We start from the raw sequence: 11,852 nt of genomic DNA, 5'->3' as shown, positions 1-11,852 counted from the left end.
AGGACATGAGCTTTTTTAAAAAACTGAAAGAAAAAATCACACAGCAGACCGATTCGGTTTCAGGCAAATTTAAAGAAGGCCTGGCGAAAACGAGAAATACGTTTCAGGAGCGGGTCAATGAGCTTGTCTCCCGCTACCGGAAAGTGGACGAGGATTTTTTTGAAGAGCTTGAAGAGGTTCTGATCAGCGCTGATGTCGGCGTTTCAACGGTGATGGAGCTGATTGACGAACTGAAAAGCGAGGTCAAACGAAGAAATATTCAGGACCCGAAAGAGGTTCAGTCCGTCATTTCTGAAAAGCTCGTCGAAATCTATGAAGGCGGGGAGCAGGAAGCAGCAGAGCTCCGCGTCGAAGACGGCCGCTTAAACATCATTTTATTCGTCGGCGTCAACGGCGTCGGCAAAACGACGACGATCGGCAAGCTTGCCCATCAATTCATCAAAGAAGGCAAAAATGTCGTCCTTGCTGCCGGAGATACATTCAGAGCCGGCGCGATCGATCAGCTTGAAGTGTGGGGAGAGCGCGTCGGCGCGCATGTCGTCAAACAGGCTGAAGGCTCGGACCCTGCGGCCGTTATCTATGACGCCGTTCAAGCCGCGAAAGCGCGCGGCGCCGATGTTCTGCTTTGCGACACGGCAGGACGTCTCCAAAATAAAGTGAACTTAATGAAAGAACTCGAAAAGGTAAAGCGCGTGATTCAGCGCGAAGTGCCTGATGCACCTCATGAAGTGCTGCTCGTACTGGATGCGACGACAGGACAGAACGCGATGACACAGGCGCGCGAATTTTCCAAAGCGACTGATGTCTCCGGCATCGTGCTGACGAAGCTCGACGGAACGGCAAAAGGCGGCATCGTCCTCGCCATCCGCCACGAGCTCCAGATTCCGGTCAAGTTTGTCGGACTGGGAGAAAAAATGGATGACCTGCAGCCGTTTGAAGCAGAGTCATATGTATACGGCCTGTTTTCCGATCTGATCGAGAAAGAAGAGTAGGCGCGGAAAACCCCTTCGCCGGGGTTTTCTTTTTCGCCGTCATGTATGACAAGATAAAAACTTGACAGATCAAATATTTCAGCGTAAACTAATGTATCGTAAAGGGATTTGACTTAACAAAGGGGAGAGTCTCATGACGCTTGAAAAAACAACGAGAATGAATTACCTATTCGATTTCTATCAGTCGTTGTTGACATCAAAACAAAAAAGCTACATGTCGCTTTACTACTTAGACGATTTCTCCCTTGGCGAAATAGCTGAAGAATATCATGTCTCAAGGCAAGCGGTCTATGACAATATCAAGCGGACCGAAGCCATGCTTGAGCAATATGAAGAAAAGCTACTTTTGTTTAAAAAATTTCAAGAGCGCAATAAGATTTTTGAAGAGCTGAGAAAGCTGACTGACGGTCAGCCCGAAGCGGAATCCCTGATCGACGCGCTTGAGAAATTAGATTAGGAGGCGGCACTTAATATGGCATTCGAAGGATTAGCCGACCGACTGCAGCAAACGATCTCAAAAATCCGCGGAAAAGGAAAAGTAACGGAGCAAGACGTCAAAGACATGATGCGCGAAGTCCGTTTAGCGCTCCTTGAAGCGGACGTCAATTTTAAAGTCGTGAAAGATTTTGTGAAAAAGGTAAGCGAACGAGCTGTCGGACAAGACGTCATGAAAAGCCTGACGCCCGGACAGCAGGTCATTAAAGTGGTAAAAGAAGAACTGACGGAGCTGATGGGCGGCGAGGAAAGCAAGATTGCCGCTGCAAAGCGTCCGCCGACCGTCATCATGCTGGTCGGTCTGCAAGGGGCCGGTAAAACGACGTCGACCGGAAAGCTCGCCAACCTGCTTCGCAAAAAACATAACCGCAATCCGCTGCTCGTGGCAGCAGACATCTACCGCCCGGCGGCGATCAAACAGCTGGAAACGCTCGGCAAACAGCTCGATATGCCGGTATTTTCACTGGGTGACAAGGTCAGTCCGGTTGAGATTGCCAAGCAGGCCATCGAAAAGGCGAAAGAAGATCATCATGACTACGTTCTCATCGATACGGCGGGACGCCTTCACATTGATGAAGACCTGATGGATGAGCTTGAGCAGGTAAAAGAAACAGCTCAGCCGGAAGAGATTTTCCTTGTCGTTGATTCCATGACGGGTCAAGATGCGGTAAATGTTGCCAAAAGCTTCAACGAACAGCTCGGTGTGACGGGTGTCATTCTGACGAAGCTTGACGGTGATACAAGAGGCGGGGCGGCCTTGTCGATCCGCGCCGTGACCAACACGCCGATCAAATTTGCCGGAATGGGCGAAAAGCTTGATGCGCTGGAGCCGTTTCATCCCGAACGGATGGCCTCGCGAATTCTCGGAATGGGCGATGTGCTCACCCTTATCGAGAAAGCCCAGGCCAACGTAGACGAAGAAAAGGCGAAAGAACTCGAGCAAAAAATGAAAAATATGAGCTTTACGCTCGACGACTTTTTGGAACAGCTCGGACAGGTCCGCAATATGGGGCCGCTTGAAGATCTGATTCAAATGATGCCCGGCGCAGGCAAAATGAAAGGCTTAAAAAACGTTAAGGTTGATGAAAAACAGCTCAGCCATATCGAAGCCATCATCAAATCGATGACCGGGAAGGAAAAAGAGCAGCCTGAGATCATCAATGCAAGCAGGCGCAAACGGATTGCGAAAGGAAGCGGGACATCCGTACAGGAAGTCAACCGTCTTTTAAAGCAATTTGAAGAAATGAAAAAAATGATGAAACAGATGACAAACATGACAAAAGGCAAGAAAAAAGGGTTTAAACTGCCCTTCATGTAAACCTGTTTTCAGATGATAAAAACGTTGTTAAGAAAAAACACTTTACAAACACTTTTATCATTGTTAATATACTATCTTGTTGAAATATTTTCGGAGGTGCTAGTAAAATGGCAGTAAAAATTCGTTTAAAACGTATGGGAGCAAAAAAATCTCCTTTCTATCGTATTGTTGTAGCAGATTCTCGTTCACCGCGTGACGGCCGTTTCATCGAAACAGTCGGAACTTACAACCCGGTTGCAAAACCAGCGGAAGTCAAAATTGACGAAGAGCTTGCGCTTAAATGGCTTCAAACAGGAGCTAAACCGTCTGACACGGTTCGCAACCTGTTCTCTAAAGAAGGCATTATGGAAAAATTCCACAACGCTAAACAAAGCAAATAATGAGTGATCTGCACTTGGAAGAGCTGATTGTATCACTGGTCAAACCGCTTGTGGATCATCCGGATGACGTTCAGGTTTTCAGAGAGGAAAATCCAGAGCGGACGATGTTCCGCTTGTCTGTCAACAGAGAGGATACCGGCAAGATCATCGGCAAAAAAGGGCGCACTGCAAGGGCGATACGCTCTGTCGTATTTGCGGCAGGCGCACAGTCTTCTAAGAAAGTTCAACTTGAGATCGCAGACTAAGGGGAGAGGGTGAAAACCTCCCCCTTTTTTAACATGTAAGAAAAATAGAAACAGATGAACGATTCCGATTGTCAGCTTATGCCAGGCTGCCGGGATTTCAGGGAAAGGAAAAATCACGGGACAGTAGGTGATGATGCCATGCAAATTATCCAACGTGTTACCGTTATGCAGGTTTTGACTGAAAACAGCAAAAAAAAGCTGCTGGCTTCTTTTGAAGAACGAAAGGAAATCCTTGAGCGCGAATGCAACCAGCTCTATTTTCAGCTCAGGAAGCACGAAAAGGAACACCACAATCCGGCAGCGACTGAATCATTTAAAAAAGAAATTGAAAAACGTCAGGACAAGATTAAAATGATCGTTTTTCAAATCAATCAAATCCATACACTGCCGCTTGGCAGCGAAGTAAAGGAAAAAGAAATCGACGCTTTAATGGACATTGAAGTCGGGGATAATTGGCATGATATGACGACGGGAAAAACAATCGTGATTAAAGACGGGATCGTCATTGAAATTCGTCCGAGGTGAAGAAATGCTGAAACAATGGTTTAATGTAGGGAAAATTGTTAATACTCATGGGGTAAAAGGCGAAGTCCGCGTCATTTCAAGAACCGATTTTCCTGAGGAACGGTACAAGCCCGGAAACGCTCTCTACTTGTTCCGTGAAGGAACAGACGAGCCTGTCAAGGTGACCGTCAGCGCCCACAGGCTTCATAAACAGTTCCACCTTTTGCAGTTTAAAGAGGTTGAAACGCTCACCGAAGCCGAAAAATTAAAGAATGCCTTGATTAAAGTTCCCGAAGACCAATTAAGCCAGTTGGCGGAAGACGAGTACTACTTTCACGAAATCATCGGCTGCGATGTTTTTTCGGAAGACGGGGATTTAATCGGCAAGGTCAAAGAAATTTTAACGCCGGGCGCCAACGATGTCTGGGTCGTGGCCAGACCGGGAAAGAAAGACGCGCTTATCCCTTATATCGACGCCGTTGTCAAAGAGATTAATGTGGCGGATCAAACGATCAAGATTCATATCATGGAAGGGTTACTTGACGAATGAAAATCGATTTTTTAACGCTTTTTCCGGAAATGTTTGAAGGTGTGCTCGGCTCGTCGATCCTGCAAAAAGCTCAGGATAAGGACGCTGTCCACTTTCGCGTGGTGAACTTTCGGGCCTTTTCCGACAACAAGCATCAAACCGTTGATGATTATCCATACGGCGGGGGAGCAGGAATGGTGCTGAAACCGCAGCCTGTCTTTGATGCGGTCGAAAAGCTGACAGCTGAAGCCGAAGGGTCTCCGAGAATCATCCTCGTCTGCCCCCAAGGGGAACGCTATACCCAACAGAAAGCTGAAGAACTGGCGCAGGAAGAGCATTTAATGTTCATTTGCGGGCATTATGAAGGGTATGATGAGCGGATCAGAGAGCACCTGTCTACAGACGAAATTTCGATCGGAGATTTCGTTTTGACAGGGGGAGAGCTGCCGGCGATGATGATCGCAGACAGTGTTGTGCGGCTTTTGCCGGGCGTGCTCGGCAAGGAAGAATCGCACCTTGAAGACTCTTTCAGCACGGGGCTTCTTGAACACCCTCATTATACGCGGCCGGCAGATTATAAAGGCCTGAAGGTGCCGGACGTTCTGACATCCGGGAACCATGCGAAAATCAAAGAATGGCGGCGGAAGGAGTCTCTCAGGCGCACTTTTTTAAGGCGGCCCGACCTTCTGGAAAACTATCCTTTATCTGAAGAAGAGCGAAAATGGATTTCTGAATGGAAAAACCGGTAGATTCTATTGCACCCGGAAAAAAGGTGTGGTATGATACTACTTGTGACTTGAACGGGAACGCTCGTTTAAGTTTGAAAACGATGTTCCGCTGTGCCGGTTAACTCGCGCAAGAGCATCTGTTGGAAGGAGTTGAAGACGATGCAAAAATTGATTGAAGATATCACAAAAGAACAATTGCGCACTGATTTGCCTGCGTTCCGTCCTGGTGATACTTTACGTGTACACGTTAAAGTTGTCGAGGGTAACCGTGAGCGTATCCAGGTTTTTGAAGGTGTCGTGATTAAGCGTCGTGGTGGCGGAATCAGCGAAACTTTCACAGTTCGTAAGATTTCTTACGGTGTCGGAGTTGAGCGTACATTCCCATTGCACACACCGAAAATCGCGAAAATCGAAGTTGTCCGTCATGGTAAAGTACGCCGTGCGAAACTTTATTACCTGCGCGAACTTCGTGGAAAAGCGGCTCGTATTAAAGAAATCAGACGATAAAGATAACGAACGAAAAGAGCTTGTTAACCATAACAAGCTCTTTTTTTGTCAAACAAGTATAAATGCACCGCACCATTAAAAGAATAGCAATAACAGAAAGTAGGTGTCAGACAAATGGTGATCCAATGGTTCCCAGGGCATATGGCCAAAGCGAGGCGGGAAGTAACGGAGAAACTCAAGCTGATCGACATTGTATACGAACTGGTCGACGCCAGAATTCCGATGTCTTCAAGAAACCCGATGATTGAAGAGATTTTAAAAAACAAACCGAGGATCATGCTGCTCAACAAGGCGGATAAAGCGGACTCCTCCGTGACGAAGGCTTGGAAGCAGCACTTTGAAAAAGACGGGATTCCTTCTCTCGCCATCAACTCGGTCAACGGACAGGGGCTCAATCAAATTCTTCCCGCTTCAAAAGAGCTGCTGAAAGAAAAGTTTGATAAAATGAAAGCAAAAGGTGTAAAGCCGCGCGCGATCAGAGCGTTGATCGTCGGCATTCCGAACGTCGGCAAATCGACTTTAATCAACCGGCTGGCGAAAAAAAACATCGCCAAAACGGGCGACAGACCCGGGATCACAACGGCGCAGCAGTGGGTGAAGGTCGGAAAAGAGCTCGAGCTTCTCGATACCCCGGGGATTTTATGGCCGAAGTTTGAGGACGAGCTTGTCGGGCTGAGGCTTGCGGCAACAGGTGCAATTAAAGATTCGATTATCAACTTGCAGGATGTCGCCGTCTACGGTTTGCGCTTTTTGGAAGAGAATTACCCTGAGCGCTTAAAAAAGCGCTATGATCTGGAAGAGATTCCAGAAGAGATTGCAGCGCTTTTTGATGAGATCGGAAAAAAACGCGGCTGTCTCATGGCCGGAGGCGAGATCAATTACGACAAGACGACAGAAGTCATCATCCGCGATATCCGCACCGAAAAGTTCGGTCCGCTTTCTTTTGAAAAGCCGGAGGATATGTAAAAAGGCGCGCTTTTAAAAGAGCGGGCCTTTATTTTTGCAGGAGATGCGCCGATAAGAACATTAGGGGAGAAGAGAAAGTGAAAACATTAACCGTCAAAAAAATTAAAGAACATCTTCAATCGGTGAGTGATGAAAAAGACCCTTTTATAGAGCAGTGCAAAAATGATGGGCGAAAAAGCGTCCAAGCGCTTGTCGACGCCTGGCTGAAGAAAAATGAAAGGCTTTCGGCCATGCAGGAAGAGTGGCAGGTGATGACGTCTTTCGAACGGTCGCTGAGAGCGCGGGGCTATCAATATATCGCCGGAATCGACGAGGCGGGCAGAGGGCCTCTCGCAGGGCCTGTTGTTGCCGCCGCTGTCATCCTCAAAGAAGACTGTGAAATATTAGGGCTGACAGATTCGAAAAAACTGTCAAAGCAAAAAAGAGAAGACTATTATTCATACATTATGGAAGAAGCCGCAGCAGTCGGCGTCGGGATCGCTGACGCTGATGAGATCGATGAGCTGAATATTTATGAAGCCTCGAAAGCGGCGATGCTGAAAGCGGTCCAAGCGCTGGACGTCGCTCCGGATTATCTTCTAATCGACGCCATGTCGCTTGCAGTCGATACAGAGCAGTCATCGATCATTAAAGGGGATGCAAAAAGCGCATCGATAGCGGCAGGCGCATGCATCGCAAAAGTGACGAGAGACAGGCTGATGGATGAATACGCCGCAAAGTATCCTCTCTACGGCTTTGAAAAGCATAAAGGCTACGGAACAAAAGAGCATCTGCATGCCCTTGCCAAATACGGCCCGTCGCCGATACACCGAAGATCGTTCGCCCCTGTTAAAGCACATGAATAACGTTCTGGAGGAAGAATGACTTTGATGATGCTGAACGATGTACATAACAGCTTAAGAAAACAATTTGAACAAGCTGATCCTCTCCAGCGGATCAGCGGAACGGAGACGGATCAGAAAAGGTTGATGCTCGGCAAAGTGCTCCGCTTTATCAGCGAGCAGTTCGCCGAAATACAAATCGGCAATACGAAATGGCAGGGGAAGCTTGAGGCACCCCTGAAAGCGGGCGCTCATTACTGGTTTTCGTATGAAAAGAAGCCTGATGAAGCGACAGGCCGCCTTCAGGTCGTTGAAGCGTTTGACAAAAACCCGAAGACAGTGCAGGATGCCGCTTTTAAGCTGTTGAACGGGCTTTCTCTGAAGCGGACGAAGGAAGCTGTCTTTCTGGTCGGAGCGTTGCTGAAGGAGCAGCAGCCGATCAGGGAAAACGATTTAAGAGCCGCCATCAAGTGGCTTGAAAATCTGCCGAAGTCTGACGCCCAAAAAGGCGCCGATGCCGTCATGTTCGCTCTTAAACGCGAACTTCCCGTCCATCCCGGCGTGCTCGATTCGATTTTGGCCGTCAAAAACCCCGTACCGCTGAACGAGCAGATTGCCAAAACATTTGATATGATCACGAACGCCACTCAGCAATCCGCAGGCATGGAAAAGCTGAAGCAGGCGCTTTTGCCTGTTTTACAAGCGGAGACCGAGGTGCATGCCGAAAGGCTGATTCAAAAGCTTGCAGAACACGTCAGGTCGCTAGAAAAAGGAGAACTGCAGGGCGTTCAGCCATTAAAGCCGCAGGTTCAGTCAGAAATCGGGAATCCTTTGCAAAAAGCTGACGCCGGCGGCACCCAAGGACAAGAAGCAAAAGCTGTTCAGCAGCAGCCGCAAAACGCAGAAATCGCGGCAGCTAAAGACCTGCTCAATAAATTGGCGGCACAAGCCGAAACGAACGGGACGCATATTGTAAAAGAAGCGGCAGGCGTCATCAGAGCGCTTGAATCGAGCGGATCTCTAGGACAAGCTCCGGCCGTTCCGGGCGGATTCACGCCAAAAGAGACGGAATTATTGCAGCATATCATGAAAGAAACAGCGCCTGCATTAACGAATAAAGCCGATGTATTTTCCGTTCTCCTCAAGATCAAGGACCTTTTAGGCGTCAGAGATGAACTCTCATTGTTGAGAGCGATGGAAAACGGCGCTGTTCTCAAAGATCAGGGCCTTCAATCTTTAAAGCTCGTGCTGAATGAAATGAGGCATGCTTCCGATCTTCCCGCTCCTGTAAAACAGGAAGCTGATCAAATCTTTCATCGTTTAAACGGACAGCTGTTTTTGCAAAATGATCAGCCTGCCCAGAGCCAGCTTTTTCTGTCGTACCCTTTGTTTTCAAAGAACGGCGTTCAGGATTTGACCGTTTTCTTAAAAGGGCAGAAAAAGGACGACGGAAAGATCGACCCTTCCCAGTGCCGCCTTATGTTTTACCTTCAGTTGGAGGCCTTGGAAGAGACGGTGATCGATTGTTTAATCCAGCAAAACGTCATGACGGTTACAATTGAAACAGGATTCGACTTGGAGCCTTTGCTTGAACCGCTGGTCCCCGCTTTAAAGGAAAATCTGAAAGAACTGGGCTACAGCTTGTCAGGCGTCACAGCAAAAAAACGGGAAAACATGAAGCTTGCTCCTTTTCTGGACGCCCGCTTTGAACAAATTACAGAGAGCGCAGTGGATGTGAAAATATGAAGGAAGAATCTGTTCCATTAAGAAGAGCTGTTGCGCTTCACTACGATGAAATGAAGGATAAGGCGCCGAAGGTGGTTGCCAAAGGATCGGGATACACGGCGGAGAAGATCATTGAAGAGGCGCAGAAAGCCGGCGTTCCGATTCAGGAAGATGCGACGCTTGTCGAATTAATGCGCCACTTGGAGCTTGACGATCACATTCCTGAAGCGCTTTACGAAATCGTCGCCGAGATCTTTTCATTCGTCTATACGCTTGATGAAAAATTGAAAAAGAGGGAATGACTTTTGAAAAAAAGCCGTTTCCTCTATTAATTTTATATTTTTAATAAAATAAAAGTGTGAATGTTTAGAAGGATTTTACGATTTCTCATCGAAACCTAGACAATCGATCTATGATTATATAAAATGAAAGCGCAGTCTATTTTTATTTTTGCTACATAAGTTAGGAGGATGGGAAATGAATATCCATGAGTACCAAGGGAAAGAAGTACTCAGACAATACGGAGTGGCTGTTCCGGAAGGTAAAGTGGCATTTACAGCAGATGAAGCGGTCAAAGCAGCGGAAGCGCTGTCCAGCTCGGTTTATGTCGTGAAAGCTCAAATTCACGCCGGCGGACGCGGTAAAGCTGGCGGGGTTAAAATTGCAAAATCAAAAGAAGAAGTCAAAGCCTATGCGGAAGAATTGTTGGGGAAGACGCTTGTCACTCACCAGACGGGTCCTGACGGCCAGCAAATAAAACGCTTACTTATTGAAGAAGGCTGCGATATCAAAAAAGAATACTATGTCGGTCTGGTTCTTGACAGGGCGACTTCACGCATCGTGCTGATGGCATCCGAAGAAGGCGGCACGGAAATTGAAGAAGTCGCTGAAAAAACGCCGGAAAAAATTGTCAAAGAAGTGATCGATCCGGCTGTCGGACTGCAGGGTTACCAGGCGAGAAAAATCGCCTTCGCCATCAATATCCCGAAAGAGCTTGTCGGCCAGGCTGTTAAGTTTATGATGGGATTGTACAAGGCGTTTACTGAAAAAGACTGTTCCATTGCTGAAATCAATCCGCTCGTCGTCACAGGTGACGGAAAAGTCATGGCCCTTGACGCCAAGCTGAACTTTGACAGCAATGCGCTATACAGACAAAAAGACATCTTGGAGTACAGAGATCTCGATGAAGAAGATCCGAAGGAAATCGAAGCATCCAAGTATGATTTAAGCTATATTTCGCTCGATGGAAACATCGGCTGCATGGTCAACGGAGCGGGGCTTGCGATGTCGACCATGGACATTATCAAGCACTACGGAGGGGAACCGGCCAACTTCCTTGACGTTGGAGGCGGCGCGACAGCTGAAAAGGTAACGGAAGCGTTCAAGATCATTTTGTCTGATCAAAACGTCAAAGGGATCTTTGTCAATATTTTCGGCGGTATCATGAAATGCGACGTCATTGCAGAAGGTGTTGTTGAAGCGACGAAACAAGTCGGTCTGACATTGCCGCTTGTCGTTCGCCTTGAAGGCACCAATGTCGATCTCGGCAAGAAGATCCTCGATGATTCAGGACTCAATATTACGTCTGCGGAATCAATGGCTGACGGCGCGCAGAAAATCGTATCCTTAGTGAAGTAAGAAAGGCAGGGGACCAAAATGAGTGTATTTATTAATAAAGACACAAAAGTCATTGTTCAGGGGATAACGGGTTCAACCGCTTTGTTTCACACAAAGCAGATGCTTGAATACGGAACGAAAATTGTCGGCGGAGTCACACCGGGCAAAGGCGGAACAGAGGTTGAAGGGGTGCCTGTGTTCAACACGGTCGAAGAGGCTGTAAAGCAGACCGGGGCAAATGCGTCTGTCATTTACGTTCCTGCGGCTTTTGCAGCCGATGCGATTATGGAAGCGACAGATGCTGAGCTTGATCTTGTCATCTGTATTACTGAGCACATTCCGGTGCTGGATATGGTAAAAGTTAAAAGGTATATGGAAGACAAGAAAACAAGGCTCATCGGTCCGAACTGTCCAGGAGTCATTACGCCTGAGGAGTGTAAAATCGGGATCATGCCCGGATATATCCATAAAAAAGGCCATGTCGGCGTTGTGTCGCGTTCAGGAACCCTTACATATGAAGCGGTTCATCAGCTTTCAGAAGCAGGAGTCGGCCAGTCAACGGCAGTGGGCATCGGCGGAGACCCTGTCAACGGGACGAACTTCATCGATGTGCTGAAGGCGTTTAATGAAGATCCTGATACACATGCGGTAATCATGATCGGCGAAATCGGCGGAACAGCTGAAGAGGAAGCGGCCGAATGGGTGAAAGCCAACATGACCAAACCTGTCGTCGGTTTCATAGGAGGAAAAACAGCGCCTCCTGGCAAGCGTATGGGGCATGCCGGCGCCATCATTTCCGGAGGAAAAGGAACGGCGGACGAAAAGGTCAAAACGATGAACGCCTGCGGAATCGAAGTGGCTGAAACGCCTTCTGTTATGGGAGAAACATTGATTAAAGTGCTGAAGGAAAAAGGCCTTTACGAAACGTGTAAAACACATTGATCTTAACATGAGCGGGAATAGTCCGATTGGTCTATTCCTGCTTTTTCATAACTGGTTAAATCGTTTAGTACTTTCAGATTGTT

At 47.7% G+C, this 11,852-nt stretch carries 15 protein-coding genes; all 15 read left to right on the top strand.

Annotated features, from left to right (window positions below; all coding sequences use genetic code 11):
- Positions 1 to 5: 5 nt before the first annotated feature.
- On the top strand, positions 6 to 992 hold the full coding sequence (gene ftsY / locus M1D90_RS13015) for a signal recognition particle-docking protein FtsY (RefSeq protein WP_020451366.1): 987 nt from the start codon (positions 6 to 8) through the stop codon (positions 990 to 992).
- A 133-nt stretch (positions 993 to 1,125) separates the two neighbouring features.
- The gene (locus M1D90_RS13010; RefSeq protein ID WP_020451367.1) at positions 1,126 to 1,449 is read left to right on the top strand and encodes a putative DNA-binding protein; all 324 of its coding nucleotides are present in this window, start codon (positions 1,126 to 1,128) and stop codon (positions 1,447 to 1,449) included.
- A gap of 15 nt (positions 1,450 to 1,464) precedes the next feature.
- Entirely contained in the window at positions 1,465 to 2,805 is a 1,341-nt protein-coding gene (gene ffh / locus M1D90_RS13005; RefSeq protein WP_023857214.1) for a signal recognition particle protein, read from the top strand.
- A gap of 107 nt (positions 2,806 to 2,912) precedes the next feature.
- A complete protein-coding gene (gene rpsP / locus M1D90_RS13000; RefSeq protein WP_006638197.1) occupies positions 2,913 to 3,185 on the top strand; it encodes a 30S ribosomal protein S16 in 273 nt (90 codons plus the stop codon).
- The gene (locus M1D90_RS12995; protein ID WP_023857213.1) at positions 3,185 to 3,430 is read left to right on the top strand and encodes a KH domain-containing protein; all 246 of its coding nucleotides are present in this window, start codon (positions 3,185 to 3,187) and stop codon (positions 3,428 to 3,430) included. The genes rpsP and M1D90_RS12995 overlap by 1 nt, the downstream gene beginning before the upstream one ends.
- Positions 3,431 to 3,568: 138 nt before the next feature.
- On the top strand, positions 3,569 to 3,955 hold the full coding sequence (locus tag M1D90_RS12990) for a YlqD family protein (protein WP_020451370.1): 387 nt from the start codon (positions 3,569 to 3,571) through the stop codon (positions 3,953 to 3,955).
- 4 nt (positions 3,956 to 3,959) lie between these two features.
- Positions 3,960 to 4,484: a ribosome maturation factor RimM gene (gene rimM / locus M1D90_RS12985; protein WP_020451371.1), complete on the top strand. Its 525-nt coding sequence runs from the start codon at positions 3,960 to 3,962 to the stop codon at positions 4,482 to 4,484.
- Complete coding sequence (gene trmD, locus M1D90_RS12980) at positions 4,481 to 5,212, top strand: tRNA (guanosine(37)-N1)-methyltransferase TrmD (RefSeq protein WP_020451372.1); 732 nt, start codon at positions 4,481 to 4,483, stop codon at positions 5,210 to 5,212. Before rimM ends, trmD begins: the two co-directional genes overlap by 4 nt.
- Before the next feature lie 138 nt (positions 5,213 to 5,350).
- A complete protein-coding gene (gene rplS, locus M1D90_RS12975) occupies positions 5,351 to 5,698 on the top strand; it encodes a 50S ribosomal protein L19 (RefSeq protein ID WP_020451373.1) in 348 nt (115 codons plus the stop codon).
- 114 nt (positions 5,699 to 5,812) lie between these two features.
- Complete coding sequence (gene ylqF, locus M1D90_RS12970) at positions 5,813 to 6,664, top strand: ribosome biogenesis GTPase YlqF (protein ID WP_020451374.1); 852 nt, start codon at positions 5,813 to 5,815, stop codon at positions 6,662 to 6,664.
- A 77-nt stretch (positions 6,665 to 6,741) separates the two neighbouring features.
- Positions 6,742 to 7,509 carry a ribonuclease HII gene (locus M1D90_RS12965; protein ID WP_020451375.1) on the top strand — a complete coding sequence of 256 codons (768 nt, stop codon included), beginning with the start codon at positions 6,742 to 6,744 and terminating at the stop codon, positions 7,507 to 7,509.
- A 24-nt stretch (positions 7,510 to 7,533) separates the two neighbouring features.
- Positions 7,534 to 9,231: a hypothetical protein gene (locus M1D90_RS12960; protein WP_035400131.1), complete on the top strand. Its 1,698-nt coding sequence runs from the start codon at positions 7,534 to 7,536 to the stop codon at positions 9,229 to 9,231.
- Positions 9,228 to 9,512, top strand: a complete 285-nt coding sequence (locus M1D90_RS12955; protein WP_020451377.1) for a FlhB-like flagellar biosynthesis protein — start codon at positions 9,228 to 9,230, stop codon at positions 9,510 to 9,512. Before M1D90_RS12960 ends, M1D90_RS12955 begins: the two co-directional genes overlap by 4 nt.
- 175 nt (positions 9,513 to 9,687) lie before the next feature.
- Positions 9,688 to 10,848 (top strand): ADP-forming succinate--CoA ligase subunit beta, encoded by a 1,161-nt coding sequence (sucC, locus tag M1D90_RS12950; protein ID WP_020451378.1) that lies wholly within the window; start codon positions 9,688 to 9,690, stop codon positions 10,846 to 10,848.
- A gap of 18 nt (positions 10,849 to 10,866) precedes the next feature.
- Entirely contained in the window at positions 10,867 to 11,769 is a 903-nt protein-coding gene (gene sucD / locus M1D90_RS12945; protein WP_020451379.1) for a succinate--CoA ligase subunit alpha, read from the top strand.
- Positions 11,770 to 11,852: the final 83 nt, after the last annotated feature.

The organism is Bacillus sp. JZ34 (assembly GCF_053903205.1).
The sequence above is the reverse complement of the archived record's forward strand: the minus strand, read 5'-3'. Positions and strand labels throughout refer to the sequence as shown.